We start from the raw sequence: 14,059 nt of genomic DNA, 5'->3' as shown, positions 1-14,059 counted from the left end.
GTCTGCTTCAGAGAGAAAGTAAGAGGTTGAAGTGCTCATCAAAACATTCTGGCACGGCAGCGCCGGGCATGGGGCCGCGCCTGACGAGGGGATGCAGGTGATGCGGATGGGCCGTTCACATAGGGAACTCGCGTGCCTGGTTCGCCAAGGAATGTCCTGCTCCCTATCCGCCTACCCTGTCATTCGCCTCCAGCGCAGGCGGCCGCGGTAAATCCTCATCAATCCCCATCACCGCACTGGCCCGCTCCACTCCCCCGCCACAGCGGCTTCGGTCAAGTCTTGGGGAGGGGCGCAGATGCTGTCACACATCCCGCGCGCTGGCTTTCAACAAGACTTTCATCCCCAGCCGTCACCGCAGCCCGGCCTTGCGCAGCCGGTAGCTGAACTGCCGCAACGTGAGTCCCAGGCTCTGCGCTGCGCGCGACTGGTTGCCCTGGTGCTGCGCCAGCGCATCCTGCAAGGTCTGCGGGCTGTGCGAGCGAGCGCTCTGGTAGTCGCGCACCTGGCCCATCTCGCCAGCCAGCGCGGGCGGCGGCACTGTGGGGGCTCCGGGGGTTGCCGGCATGAAACGCTCCAGCGTCTCGGCCGTCACCAGCGTGTGGTCGGCCAGCAGCACCAGCCGTTCGATCAGGTTGCCCAGCTCGCGGATGTTGCCGGGCCAGGGGTGGGCTTGCAGCAGCGCCAGCGCGTCGGGGGCCAGGTTCACGTTGCGCTGGTGCGTCTGGTTCGCCCGGTTCACGAAGTGCAGGGCCAGCGCGCGAATGTCCTCGCCGCGCTCGCGCAGGCTGGGCAGGCGGATCGGAATCACGTTGAGTCGGTAATACAGGTCCTGGCGGAAGCGCCCGGCCTGCACTTCGGCGGCCAGTTCGCGGTTGGTCGCGGCCACCAGGCGCACGTTCACCTTCAGTTCGCGCGTGCCGCCCAGGCGCACCAGCGTGCCCTCTTGCAAGGTCCGCAGCAGTTTCGATTGCAGGGCCAGCGGCAGCTCGCCGATCTCGTCCAGAAAAATCGTGCCGCCGTTGGCCTGTTCGAACCAGCCCGCGCGCGCCGCGTTCGCGCCGGTGAAGGCGCCCTTCTCGTAGCCGAACAGCTCGGACTCGAACAGCGTCTCCGGAATCGCCGAGCAGTTCACCTTGATGAAAGGCTGGTCGTGCCGTCCGCTGGCCAGGTGTACCGCACGCGCAAACAGCTCCTTGCCGGTGCCCGACTCGCCCAGCAGCAGCACCGTGGCCTGCGATTGCGACACGCGTTCCAGCTCGCTCAGCGCCTGCAACAGCGCGGGCGACTGGCCTATGAGCCCGTAACGTGCGCTCGCGCTGTCGAGCGCGCGCGCCAGCGCCGCGTTGCGCGCCATGAGCTGGCGCGTCTGCTCGGCCACCAGTTGTTCGAGCTGCAGCAACTGTCCGGCCAGCGTGGCCAGGATGCGCAGCACCGCCAGGTCGTCGTTCAGATGGCGCTGCCGGCTCCGGATGCGGTGGCAGGCCAGCACGCCGATGGTGGCGCCGTTCACGTCGATCGGCAACGCGATGAAGGCCACCGTCTGCGGCGGCAGCCGGTCGCGCGGCACGGTGCGAAAGAGAAACAGCGGCTCTGCGTCCACGTCCTGCACGATGGCCGGCAGGCCCGAGGCCAACACCCGCCCGGTGATGCCCTCGCCCCAGCGGAACGTGCCGCGCTGCACCTCCTCGGCCGTGAGTCCGTAGGTGTGGCGGATGGACGCCGTTCGCTCGCCCACCTTGCCGCCCAGCGGCGCCTCGTTCGCCAGCACCATCCGTCCCCGGTTCAGCCCCAGCAACTCGCTCATCAGGTGCAGCATCTCCCGCAACACAAAGGCTGGCGCCAGGCTGCGCCCCACCAGCTTCATCACCTCGCGCATCAGCAGCAACTCCTGGGCATGCCAGTCGGTGCCGGGGGAAGGGTCGGGGTCGGTGCGGTGGGGCGGCATGGACGCGGGGCAAGCAAGCATCGCGCCCGCGGGCGCGGGCCCTCACCCCAGCCCTCTCCCAGAGGGAGAGGGAGCAAGGTACAGCCTTCGGAGTGAAGAAGCCATACACCAGAGACAGCAAGGGTCCGGCTCTGCCGGCCCGAGCTGTCGTCCCCCTCCAAGCGCCGAAGGCGCGCCAGAGGGGGGGGAAGCCGCGTCAGCGGCGCAGGGGGGAGCTCTCGTTACTCCTGCGGCAACAACCGTCCCGCAATCGCCGCCGCCGCCGACCGCGTCTCCACCCCCAGCTTTTCAAACACGTGCTCCAGGTGCTTGTTCACCGTGCGGTGGCTCATGCCCAGGATGTCGGCGATGTCGCGGTTGGTCTTGCCTTTGGCGAGCCAGGAGAGCACCTCGGTTTCGCGCGGGGTCAGGGCGACGTCGCGCAGGCGCTGGGCGGCGGCGTTTTCCAGCGGGCTCCAGCTCAGCAGCAACATGGATTCGCCCAGGCTGCCCTGGCCGAGGTGGCGGGCGAGCAGGCGGCCCTGGTCACGGTCGCAGGTGGCGGTGCCTTCGCGGCGAGCGGTCGCCAGCCATTGCGCGGCCTGTTCCAGGGCCGAGGTACCGCTGCCGAATGCGCGCTCGAGCCACACCATGGCCTGGGGCGATCGCCAGGCCATGCGGCCCAGTGAGTCCAGCACCACGCTGCCCAGCCCGGCCACGTCGACGGCTTCCTGCGCCAGCCGCGCCACGCGGGCGTTGCGCACGTGCGTGGCCAGGCGCGCCATCACCTCGGGAATGCGCAGCGGCTTGACGACGTAGTCCACGCCGCCACTGGCGAAGCCGCGCAGGATGGGTTCGCTGTCGGACAGGCCAGTCATGAACACCACCGGCACGTGGGACCAGGCGGGCGTGGCCTTGATGCGCTGGCACAGGTCGAAGCCGTCCATGCCGGGCATCACCGCGTCCAGCAACACGCCGTCGGGAATCGCCATCTCGAACCGCTCCAGCGCTTCGGCGGCGTCGCGCGCAGCGAGCACCACGTAGCCTTCGGCCACGAGCGCGTCGCCCAGCATGCGCAGGGTGTCCAGCGAATCGTCAACCACCAGGATCACCGGTTGGGTGGCAAGCGTGGCAAGGGTGTCTGGGGGAACGGTTTCAGACCAGGGCGTCGTCATCCGGGAGTTCCTCGGTGTCCCTGAGGTATTCGATCAGGGTTTGAAAGTCGAAACGGTCTGCGCAGGATTGCAGCAGCGCCAATGTGGCGGCGTGCGCGGGCTCGGCGCCTTGCGCCAGCCACAGGCGCTGGCGCAGCGCGGCGGCCTGGCCTTGCCGCGCCAGCCGCTGAAGCTCTTCGCGCAGCGCTTCGGGCAGTGGCAGGCCGCTCACGCGCTGGCGGGCCACGCTCTCGGTCGCCACCACGGGGGCCTGTTCGGTCACCCAGTCCAGCGCCAGAGCCTGGCGCAATGCGTCCAGCAGCTCGGACTCGGTCATGGGCTTGGCCACGAACCCCTGGTAGTCGAGGTCCTTGAATTCGTCGGGCTGGTTGTCGATGAGGTTGGCCGAAACGAACACGATGGGCAGGCGAGAAGCAGGCAGAAGCTTGCGCACCGCTTCAGCGGTCTGCCAGCCGTCGAGCCCGTCCATCGTCAGGTCCAGCAGCAGCAGGTCGGGGGGATGCTGTTCGATGATCTCCAGGCATTCCTGCCCGCTGGCGGCCTCGCGCACCACGAAGCCCAGCGGCATCAGGATGCTGGCCAGCAACTGGCGGTGCAGCGGCTGGTCGTCCACCACCAGCACCGTGCGGCGTTCGCCCAGGTAGCCGGTGACCGCGCGCAGGGTCGAGGGTATCGGCAGCGGGTGCTTGGGGTCGGATGGAATGGGCGGCAGGTACAGGCGCAGCGAGAAGGTGCTGCCGTGCCCGGGCTTGCTCTTCAACAGCAGTTCGCCGCCCATCATGTCGGTGAGCAGGTGCGTGATGGTCAGGCCCAGCCCGGTGCCGGAATCGCTGGCGCGCCGCCCCGCGCTGCCGCGCTCGAACGGCAGGAAGATGCGCTTCTGGTCCTGCGCTGCGATGCCGATGCCGGTGTCCACCACGTCAATGCGCGCCACCTGCTGGCGAAAATCGAGCTTCAAGGTCACTTCGCCCTTGTCGGTGAAGCGAACCGCGTTGCTGAGCAGGTTGATGAGGATCTGACGCATGCGCTTGGCATCGGCTCGCACCCAGGCCGGCAACTCGCCTTCGCGGTGCACCGTGAACTTGAGGCCCTTGGCCTCGGCCTGCGGGCGGATCATGCGTTCCACGTCTTCGAGCAACTGGCCCAGCGGGAGCGGCACCGGGTCGAGCCGCAGGCGCCCGGCCTCGATGCGCGCGAGGTCCAGCGAACCGTCGATAAGGGTGTGCATGTGCTGGCCGCTGCGCTGCATGGTGGCGATGGTCTCGCGCACCCACACCGAGATGTCGCTGTTCTTCAGCAGAATCTGCGCATAGCCCAGGATGCTGGTAAGCGGCGTGCGCAGCTCATGCGTCATGCCGGCCACGTGGCGCGTCTTGGCCTGGCTGGCGGCCTCGGCGCGGTCGCGGGCCGACTGCAGTTCGGCGTCGGTTCGCTTGTGCGCGTCGATTTCCAGCATCAGCAACTGCGTCTGGCGTTCGGATTCGTCCTGCGCCATGCGCCGGCTGTCGGTGGTGAGCACCACCCACCACGAGCACACCGCCGCGAACGGCACCAGGAAGGCGTAGATCTTGAGGAAGGGCAGTTGCAGGGTTTCGGCCGGCGCATGCAGGCTCTCCTGCGCGTACACCATGCCGATCAGAACGGCCATGATCGCGCTGATGGACAGCCACACCGTGAGGAACTGGCCGGCGCGGAAGTTCACGCGCACCGCCAGGCCGCGCGGCAGCACGGCGGTGAGCAACGCGCGCACCTGGTCGATGGCGCGCGAGTTGGTCTTGCAGCGGTCGTGGCAGCGCGATTCGAGCGAGCAGCACAGCGAGCAGATGGGCGCGCGGTAGGCTGGGCAACTCGCCATGTCTTCCGATTCAAACTGGTTCTGGCACACCGCGCAGCGCACCACCTCGCCCGGCTTCCATTCGGCCGATGGCGTGCGCGCCAGGTAGTAGCGGCCTTTGGTGACCCACGCCAGCAGAGGCGCGAGCAGCAGCGCCAGGCCGAGTGCGATGAACGGAGAAAATGCGGCAGCCTCTTCGCCCATCACACCCGTGTAGGCCACGCTGGCCACCAGTGCGGCAATGATCATGGAACCCATGCCCACGGGGTTGAAGTCGTAGAGGTGCGCACGCCGGAACTCGATGCCCCTGGGGCTGAGGCCCAGCGGCTTGTTGATGATCAGGTCGGCCACCAGCGCGCCCACCCAGGCAATGGCCACATTGCTGTAGACGCCCAGCACCTTCTCGATGCCCGCGAACACGCCCAGCAGCATCAGCAGCGTGGCAATGGCCACGTTGAACACCAGCCACACCACGCGACCAGGGTGGCTGTGCGTCACCCGCGCAAAGAAGTTCGACCAGGCCAGTGAGCCGGCATAGGCATTGGTCACGTTGATCTTGATCTGCGCCAGGATCACGAACACCACCGTCATGAGCACCGCCAGGCCCGGATGGCCCACCGCCTCGGTGAAGCCGGCCAGGAACATCTGCGTGGGTTCGGCGGTTCGCTCGGGCGCCACCTCGAACTGCATGGCGGCAAACGCCAGGAAGGCGCCGCCTGTCATCTTGAGCATGCCCATGACGATCCAGCCCGGCCCGGGGATGAGGACCGCCAGCCACCAGCGCACGCGGTTCTGGCGCGTGCGCTCGGGCATGAAGCGCAGAAAATCCACCTGCTCGCCGATCTGCACCACCAGCGAGAAGATCACCGCCGCCGCCGCGCCGAACATCAGTGGCTGAAAATCATTGCTGCCCGAGCGCAGGCCGGTGAGGCTGGAAAAATCGCGGTACATCTGCGGCTGCGAGAGCGCGATCCACACAAACGGCAGCAGCAGCAGAAACAGGTACAGCGGCTGCGTCCACGCCTGCAGGCGCGAAATGAGCGTGATGCCACGCATGGCCAGCGGAATCACCACCACCGCCGAGATCAGATAGCACAGCGGCAGTGGCCAGTCGGTGGCCATCTGCAGCGCCAGCGCCATGATCACCGCCTCCAGCGCGAAGAAGATGAAAGTGAACATCGCGTAGATCAGCGACGTGATGGTGGAGCCCAGGTAGCCGAAGCCCGCGCCGCGCGTGAGCAGATCCATGTCCAGCCCGTAGCGCGCGGCGTAGTAGGCAATCGGCAAGCCGGTGAAAAAGATGATCGCGCCCACCACCAGGATCGCCCACATCGCGTTGGCAAAACCGTAGTTCACCGCAATGGCGCCGCCAATCGCCTCCAGCGCCAGGAACGACAGCGAGCCGAACGCCGTGTTGGCCACGCGCCATTCGCTCCATTTGCGGAAGCTGCGCGGCGTGTAGCGCAGCGCGTAGTCCTCCATGGTCTCGTCGGCCACCCACGAGTTGTATTCCCGGCGGAACCGGAAGATTTTCTGGGTGGCCACGGGCGTGGCGGACTCGGAAGAGGGCATGCCATGGACGCTAGCAAGAACCGTCCCCACCGGCCAGAGGCGGGCTCTACGTTATTTGACGTATGGGACCCGGGGGGTGTTTTCCCTAGTCTTCAACCCAGTCGGCGCGCTGCCGTTCTCACCCTCCCAACCGTCCAGGAGTCCTTCATGAAAAACCCCTCCGATCCGAATGCCCAGTCGTTTGAGACCCTTGAAACGCCGGAAGCCAGCCGCCGCCGCGTGCTGCAGATGCTGGGCGCCGCCGGCCTGGCCGGTCTGCCCGCCTGGAGCTTCGGCCAGCCCACCGCGCAGGTCAACACCACCAAGCTGGCTGTGACCGACACCGAAGTCACCGTCGGTCAGTTGCACTCCTCCACCGGCACCATGGCGATTTCGGAAACGGGATCCATCCAGGCCGAGCAACTGGCCATCGACGAGATCAACGCCATGGGCGGCATCCTGGGTCGCAAGATCAAGGTGATCAAGGAAGACGGTGCCTCCGACTGGCCGACCTTCGCGGAAAAATCCAAGAAGCTGCTGATCAACGACCGCTGTGCCGCCGTGTTCGGTTGCTGGACCAGCGCCTCGCGCAAGGCCGTGCTGCCGGTGTTCGAGAAGGAAAACGGCCTGCTGTACTACCCCACCTTCTACGAAGGCCTGGAGCAATCGAAGAACGTGATCTACACCGGCCAGGAAGCCACACAGCAGATTCTGTACAGCCTGGACTGGGCGCAGAAGGAGAAGAAAGCCAAGACCTTCTTCCTGATCGGCTCCGACTACATCTGGCCGCGAACCTCCATGAAGATCGCGCGCAAGCACATCGAGAACTTCCAGAAGGGCAAGGTCGTCGTCGAGGAGTACTACCCGCTGGGCAGCACCAACTTCGGCTCGCTGATGAACAAGATCAAGCTGCAGAAGCCCGACTGCATCTTTGCCGCCGTGGTCGGTGGCTCCAACGTGGCCTTCTACAAGGCATTGAAGGCCGCCGGCATCACCGGCGACAAGCAACTGCTGGTGACCCTCTCGGTGACCGAGGACGAAATGACCGGCGTGGGCGGTGAAAACTTCCAGGGCTTCTACTCGTCGATGAAGTACTTCCAGTCGCTCGACAACGAGAACAACAAGAAGTTCGTGGCCGCTTTCAAGGCCAAGTACGGCAAGGACGCCGTGATTGGCGACGTGACCCAGGCCGGCTACCTCGGTCCCTGGCTGTGGAAGGCCGCGGTGGAGAAGGCCAAGAGCTTCGACGTGGACAAGGTCGTGGCCGCATCGCGCACCGGCATCGAGCTCAAGACCGCACCCGAAGGCTACGTGAAGCTTGATCCGAACCACCACCTCTGGAGCAAGTCGCGCATCGCCATGGGCATGCCGGACGCAACGTTCAAGGTGGTGTCTGAATCGCCCGACCTGATCAAGCCGGATCCGTTCCCGAAAGGCTACCAGTAAGCCCACCCCCACCGCGGCGCGCGTGCGCCGCGGTGCGTCCCTTTGCCTTGGAGATCCGAGATGAATCGAAACCTGTTGGAGTCGAGCCCGTTGACGTTCGGGCTGAGCCTCACTCCGTTCGGGCTGAGCCTGTCGAAGCCCCTCCACCCCCGGATCGCCCAAGGTTCCGATCGTCCTGAGCCTGTCGAAGGACAAGCTCAGGGTGAACGGGATGTGCCTGCACGGCGCGCAGGAGATCCGACATGAGTTTCAACGACCTGCTCAACATCGGCCTGATGCAGGGCTTCGCGGGCCTGAGCCTGTTCGCGGTGCTGCTGCTCATGGGGCTGGGCCTGGCCATCATCTTCGGGCAGATGGGTGTGATCAACATGGCGCACGGCGAGTTCATGACCATCGGCGCCTACACCATCTTTCTGGGTTCCACGCTCGCCAACTCCATCAGTCCCGGCGCCGTGGCCGCCTACTTTCCATTCGCCATCGTCGCGGCCTTTGTGTTCGCCTTCGCCGCTGGCTGGTTCGTTGAATGGGCACTGATCCGACATCTCTACAAGCGCCCGCTGGACACGCTGCTCGCCACCTGGGGCATCAGCCTGGCCATGCAGCAATGCTTTCGCACCTTCATCGGCCCGAAAGAAGTGAGCCCCACGCTGCCCGACTGGCTGCTGGGCTCCTGGGCGCCCGCCGAGGGCCTGGACATTCCCATCAACGGCATGTTCGTGCTCGCCCTCACGGCGGTGGTCACCGGCGGCGTGCTGATTGCCCTGCACAAGAGCCGCTGGGGTTTGCGGGTGCGCGCCACCGTGAGCAACCGCGTGATGGCCAACGCCACCGGCATCGACACCAGGAAGACCGACCGCCTCACCTTTGCCATTGGCTGCGGCATTGCTGGCGTGGCCGGTGCGGCTTTCACCACCATCGGCTCCACCGGCCCCACCTCGGGCTCGCTCTACATCGTCGATGCGTTCCTGGTCGTCACCTTCGGCGGCGCTGCCAGCCTGCTGGGCACCGTGGTCTCCGCCTTCGGTATCGCGCAGACACAGTCGATCAGTGAATTCTTCATGGCCGGCTCCATGGCCAAGATGCTCACGCTCTCGCTCATCGTGGTGATCCTGATGATGCGCCCGCAAGGCCTGTTCGCCTCCAAGGTCCGTCGATGAGTCGCGCCGAATCGAATCTGAATCACGGAGTCTTGTCATGAACGCCCTGAAAGCCTGGATCCTTCGCTACCAGCTCGCCAGCCTGGTGCTGCTGACGTTGTTGCTGGCGGTGGTGTTGCCGCTCAGCCTCGACATCTTCCGTCTCAACCTGGTGGGCAAATACCTCACCTACGCGTTCGTCGCCATCGGCCTGGTGATGCTCTGGGGCTATGGCGGCGTTCTCAGCCTGGGCCAGGGCGTGTTCTTCGGCCTGGGCGGCTACGCCATGGCCATGTTTCTCAAGCTGGAGGCCTCTGACCCCGAGAGCACCAAGATCCAGTCCACGCCCGGCATCCCGGACTTCATGGACTGGAACCAGATCACCGAGCTGCCCACCTTCTGGGTGCCGTTCAAGAGCTTTCCGTTTGCACTGGCGGCCGTCATCGTCGTGCCCACGCTGCTGGCCTGGCTCATCAGTTTTGCCATGTTCAAGCGCCGGGTGGGCGGCGTGTACTTTGCCATCATCACGCAGGCGGTGGCGCTCATCCTGACGGTGGCCATCATCGGCCAGCAGGGCTTCACCGGCGGCGTGAACGGCATGACCGACCTCAAGACGCTGCTGGGCTGGGACACCCGCACCGACAGCGCCAAGTACATCCTTTACTACATCTGCGTTGGCATGCTGGTGCTCTCGATGGTGGTGTGCCGCTGGATCCAGACCAGCAAACTCGGCACGCTGTTGCTGGCCATGCGCGACAAGGAAGATCGCGTGCGCTTCTCCGGTTACGACGTGGCCGACTTCCGCATCTTCGTGTTCTGCCTGGCGGCGGCGCTCTCCGGCATCGGTGGCGCGCTCTTCACGCTGCAGGTGGGCTTCATGTCGCCGAGCTTCGTCGGCATCGTGCCCTCGATCGAAATGGTGATCTACGCCGCCGTGGGCGGGCGCATGAGCCTGGTGGGTGCGGTCTACGGCACGCTGCTGGTGAACGCCGGCAAGACCTTCTTTTCCGAGAGCTTCCCCGACCTCTGGCTGTTCCTCATGGCCGGCCTCTTCATCGGTGTGACCATGGCCTTCCCCATGGGGCTGGCCGGCGTGTGGGAAGAGCGCATCGTGCCCTGGTGGAAGGGCCGCCGCGCCGCGCTGCGCGACGCCTCGGCCTCGCGGCCCCAGCCGCCCTCGCCACCACCCCACGCGCCCATGATGAAGCAGCCGCCCACGACCACCGTGAAGCTGCCCGAAGGCACCAGCGGCCAGAGCGTCTGAGGAGCACGACATGAGCAACACCGACTTCGCCCTTTCCGTGGAAGACCTCACCGTCTCCTTCGACGGCTTCAAGGCCATCGACGACCTCACGCTCTACATCGACAAGAACGAGCTGCGCGTGATCATTGGCCCCAACGGCGCGGGCAAGACCACGCTGCTGGACCTGATCTGCGGCAAGACCAAGGCCAGCGCTGGCAGCATCAAGTTCAAGAACGCCGAGATCATCCAGATTCCGGAACACAAGCGGGTGCGTCTGGGCATCGGCCGCAAGTTTCAGACGCCGTCGATCTACGAAAACCTCTCGGTGTTCCAGAACCTGGAGGTCTCCTACCCCTCCGGGCGCTCGGTCTGGGGCGCGCTGGCCTTCACCGCGACCGACGAAATCCAGGCGCGCGTGAAATCCGTGGCCGAAGAGATCGGCCTGGCGGACAAACTCGAAACCGAAGCCGGCCTGCTCTCGCACGGGCAGAAGCAGTGGCTGGAGATCGGCATGCTGCTGATGCAGGAGCCCGAGCTGCTGATGCTCGACGAACCCATTGCCGGCATGAGCGCGCGCGAACGCGACCTCACGGCCGAGCTGCTGCAACGCATCTGCCAGAACCGCGCCGTGATCGTGATCGAGCACGACATGGACTTCGTCAAGAAGATCGCCCACAAGGTCACGGTCATGCACCAGGGAAAGATCCTGGCCGAAGGACCCATGGATCAAGTTCAAGCCGATCCGAAAGTGATCGACGTGTACCTCGGCCACTGAAGGAAACACCATGCTGAAAGTCAAGGACCTCGTCGTCGCCTACGGCCAGAGCCAGGCGCTGCACGGCATTTCTTTCGAAACGCGCGAGAACGAATGCGTGGCCATTATGGGGCGCAATGGCATGGGCAAGACCACGCTGTTCAAGAGCCTCATGGGCGTGCTGCCCACCAAGACCGGCCACGTCTTGCTGGCCGGCCAGGACGTGACCCACGACGAGAGTTTTCGCCGTGTGGCCAAAGGCCTGGCCTACGTGCCGCAGGGCCGCATGATCTTCCCCACGCTCACGGTGGAGGAGAACATCCAGACCGGCCTGGAGAACGCGAGGGATCGCACCATTCCGGAAGAGATCTACGCGCTGTTCCCGGTGCTGTGGGACATGCGCCGGCGCAAGGGCGGCAACCTCTCGGGCGGTCAGCAGCAGCAGCTCGCCATCGCGCGCGCGCTCGTCACCAACCCCAAGGTGCTGCTGCTTGATGAGCCCACTGAAGGCATCCAGCCGTCCATCATCAAGGACATCGCCAGGGCGCTCAACGAGATCCGCAAGATGCGAAAGATCACCATCGTGGTCTCCGAGCAGGTGCTCTCGTTCGCCATGGATGTGGCCGACCGCCTGTTCGTCATCGAGGGCGGCCGCCTTGTGCATGAGACCGAGCGCGGCGACACCGACCAGCAGCGCATCAAGTCCTACCTGTCTGTCTGATCCCCACCCTTTCCCTGTCCACCATCGAAGGAGCAACACGCCATGGCCGAAACCCTGATCAAGGTCGACCTCACGAAGTCACCGCTGGAAAACGAGAACATCCACAACCGCTGGCACCCCGACATTCCCATGGCCTGCTGGGTCAAGCCGGGTGACGAATTCATCCTGGAAACCTTCGACTGGACCGGCGGCTTCATCAAGAACAACGACAGCGCCGACGACGTGCGCGACATCGACCTGACCACGGTGCACTACCTCAGCGGTCCGGTGGGCGTGAAGGGCGCCGAGCCGGGCGACCTGCTGGTGGTGGACCTGCTCGACATCGGCGCCAAGGAAGACAGCCTGTGGGGCTTCAACGGATTCTTCAGCAAGAAGAATGGTGGCGGTTTCCTCACCGAGCATTTCCCGCAGGCGCAGAAGTCCATCTGGGACTTCCACGGCATGTTCACCAGCTCGCGCCACGTGCCCGGCGTGAAGTACGCCGGCCTGATCCACCCCGGCCTGATCGGCTGCCTGCCCGACCCCAAGATGCTGGCCATGTGGAACGAGCGCGAGCAGGCGCTGATCGACTCCGATCCCGCCACCAGCGGCCTGGCCAACCCGCCGTTCGCCGGCACCGCCCACATGGGCAAGATGACCGGCGCCGCGCGGGACAAGGCCGCCGCCGAAGGCGCACGCACCGTACCGCCACGCGAACACGGCGGCAACTGCGACATCAAGGACCTCTCGCGCGGCGCCAAGGTGTTCTTCCCGGTCTACGTGGAAGGCGCGGGCCTTTCCGTGGGTGACCTGCACTTCAGCCAGGGCGATGGCGAGATCACTTTTTGCGGCGCCATCGAAATGGCTGGCTGGGTACACATGAAGGTCACGCTCATCAAGGGCGGCATGGCCAAGTACGGCATCAAGAACCCGATCTTCAAGCCCAGCCCGATCACGCCCACCTACAACGACTACGTCATCTTCGAAGGCATCAGCGTCGACGAGAGTGGCAAGCAGTACTACCTCGACGTGAACGTGGCCTACCGCCAGGCGTGCCTGAACGCCATCGAGTACCTGAAGAAGTTCGGCTACTCGGGCGCGCAGGCCTATTCCATCCTGGGCACGGCGCCGGTGCAGGGCCACATCAGCGGCGTGGTGGACGTGCCCAACGCCTGCGCCACGCTGTGGCTGCCCACACAGATCTTCGACTTCGACATCAACCCCAACGCGAGTGGCCCGATCAAGCACATCGACGGTTCGATCCAGATGCCTTTGTCCCCCGACAAGTAAATTCCACCCCCGCGCCGCTTCGCGTCACCCCCTCTAGGGGGCCACACCTACGGCCCGGCAAAGCCGGTTCCGTGGTGCGCGCTGGCGAAGACACGCGAACCAAGGAGCTTGAATATGCCGACCTACGACTACGACTGCCCGTCCTGCGGCGGTTTCGATGCGTTCCGCTCTTTGAACGAACGCAACGAGCCCGCGACCTGTCCGGACTGCGGCACGGCTTCGGCGCGCGTGTTTGTGACCGCGCCGCGCCTGGCGCTCATGGACAGCGGCACCCGCTCGGCCATGGGCGTGAACGAGCGGGCGCGGCATGAGCCCAAACGCTCGGGCGACTACGCGCGCCTGAAGCACCCGGCCGGCTGCGGCTGCTGCAGCACCAGCCGCAGCAAGGCCACGGTGACGGCATCGAACGGCGCCAAAGCCTTCCCCAGCAAACGCCCCTGGATGATCAGTCACTGAGCGCGTCGGGGTCGAACACCGGTCCCCGCACGCACCAGTGGCCCATCGGCGGCGGGCAGCTGGCGCACCGGGATGGTGACGATCACGGTGCTGTGCTGGCGGCGTTCTTTCAGGTCGCCGTGGGCTTCGATGCGCAGTCCGAGTTCACCACCGCCGTCCGCCAGGCCGCGCAGCAGGTCGGCCACGGGAATGTGGCAGTCCCACGACCCCGGGTCCCGTGGACCGCAGGCCACATGTGGTCGCAGGCGTGCCGGCCCGTCGGGGGTGCGGCGCACGAAGGGAAACACGTTGACCTGCTCCAGCGGGTCGGTGGCGATGAAGGTGAGCGTGAGGCGGGACGAGGTTTCACCCAGGCTGGTGGGCGTCACGCCAAAGACGACGAAAGGTGCGTCGTTCGACAGGTACTGGGTGACCGACGGATGCCCGTCCAGCGACGCGTGGGACTCGGCTGCCACGGTCGCCAGCAGGATCGCGCTCGCCAGCATCGCGTTCGCGGTTCGCATATGGGTTGTCTCCTCTTGTGCAGCAGATTCTGACGCCATCGCCGGCT

General features: G+C 65.7%; 11 protein-coding genes. 7 read left to right on the top strand and 4 right to left on the bottom strand.

Features of this window, described 5'->3' with window-relative positions:
- Nucleotides 1-349: 349 nt before the first annotated feature.
- The 3 genes from AB7F11_RS09890 to AB7F11_RS09880 all read right to left on the bottom strand — a co-directional run bounded on the left by AB7F11_RS09890 (nt 350) and on the right by AB7F11_RS09880 (nt 6,505).
- Nucleotides 350-1,945: a sigma-54 interaction domain-containing protein gene (locus AB7F11_RS09890; RefSeq protein WP_428290717.1), complete on the bottom strand. Its 1,596-nt coding sequence runs from the start codon at nt 1,943-1,945 to the stop codon at nt 350-352.
- 221 nt (nt 1,946-2,166) lie between these two features.
- Nucleotides 2,167-3,099 carry a response regulator gene (locus tag AB7F11_RS09885; protein ID WP_428289431.1) on the bottom strand — a complete coding sequence of 311 codons (933 nt, stop codon included), beginning with the start codon at nt 3,097-3,099 and terminating at the stop codon, nt 2,167-2,169.
- The gene (locus AB7F11_RS09880; RefSeq protein ID WP_428289430.1) at nt 3,080-6,505 is read right to left on the bottom strand and encodes a hybrid sensor histidine kinase/response regulator; all 3,426 of its coding nucleotides are present in this window, start codon (nt 6,503-6,505) and stop codon (nt 3,080-3,082) included. The genes AB7F11_RS09885 and AB7F11_RS09880 overlap by 20 nt, the downstream gene beginning before the upstream one ends.
- A gap of 147 nt (nt 6,506-6,652) precedes the next feature.
- Between AB7F11_RS09880 and urtA the strand changes: the two genes are divergently transcribed.
- The 7 genes from urtA to AB7F11_RS09845 all read left to right on the top strand — a co-directional run bounded on the left by urtA (nt 6,653) and on the right by AB7F11_RS09845 (nt 13,509).
- Nucleotides 6,653-7,930 carry an urea ABC transporter substrate-binding protein gene (urtA, locus tag AB7F11_RS09875; protein WP_428299982.1) on the top strand — a complete coding sequence of 426 codons (1,278 nt, stop codon included), beginning with the start codon at nt 6,653-6,655 and terminating at the stop codon, nt 7,928-7,930.
- Between the two features lie 242 nt (nt 7,931-8,172).
- Nucleotides 8,173-9,087 carry an urea ABC transporter permease subunit UrtB gene (gene urtB, locus AB7F11_RS09870; RefSeq protein WP_428289428.1) on the top strand — a complete coding sequence of 305 codons (915 nt, stop codon included), beginning with the start codon at nt 8,173-8,175 and terminating at the stop codon, nt 9,085-9,087.
- A 37-nt stretch (nt 9,088-9,124) separates the two neighbouring features.
- The gene (gene urtC / locus AB7F11_RS09865; protein ID WP_428289427.1) at nt 9,125-10,330 is read left to right on the top strand and encodes an urea ABC transporter permease subunit UrtC; all 1,206 of its coding nucleotides are present in this window, start codon (nt 9,125-9,127) and stop codon (nt 10,328-10,330) included.
- A 10-nt stretch (nt 10,331-10,340) separates the two neighbouring features.
- Nucleotides 10,341-11,084, top strand: coding sequence for an urea ABC transporter ATP-binding protein UrtD (urtD, locus tag AB7F11_RS09860; protein WP_428289426.1), 744 nt, complete (start codon nt 10,341-10,343; stop codon nt 11,082-11,084).
- Between the two features lie 10 nt (nt 11,085-11,094).
- Nucleotides 11,095-11,784, top strand: coding sequence for an urea ABC transporter ATP-binding subunit UrtE (gene urtE, locus AB7F11_RS09855; protein ID WP_428289425.1), 690 nt, complete (start codon nt 11,095-11,097; stop codon nt 11,782-11,784).
- 42 nt (nt 11,785-11,826) lie between these two features.
- Nucleotides 11,827-13,053: a formamidase gene (gene fmdA, locus AB7F11_RS09850; protein WP_428289424.1), complete on the top strand. Its 1,227-nt coding sequence runs from the start codon at nt 11,827-11,829 to the stop codon at nt 13,051-13,053.
- 114 nt (nt 13,054-13,167) lie between these two features.
- Entirely contained in the window at nt 13,168-13,509 is a 342-nt protein-coding gene (locus tag AB7F11_RS09845) for an FmdB family zinc ribbon protein (RefSeq protein ID WP_428289423.1), read from the top strand.
- On the opposite strand, the gene AB7F11_RS09840 is transcribed toward AB7F11_RS09845, so the two are convergent.
- A complete protein-coding gene (locus AB7F11_RS09840; protein ID WP_428289422.1) occupies nt 13,503-14,012 on the bottom strand; it encodes a hypothetical protein in 510 nt (169 codons plus the stop codon). The two genes, AB7F11_RS09845 and AB7F11_RS09840, sit on opposite strands and share 7 nt — an antisense overlap.
- Nucleotides 14,013-14,059 lie beyond the last annotated feature (47 nt).

Origin of the sequence: Hydrogenophaga sp. (assembly GCF_050250835.1) — a bacterium.
Classification (GTDB): Bacteria; Pseudomonadota; Gammaproteobacteria; order Burkholderiales; family Burkholderiaceae_C; genus Hydrogenophaga.
The sequence above is the reverse complement of the archived record's forward strand: the minus strand, read 5'-3'. Positions and strand labels throughout refer to the sequence as shown.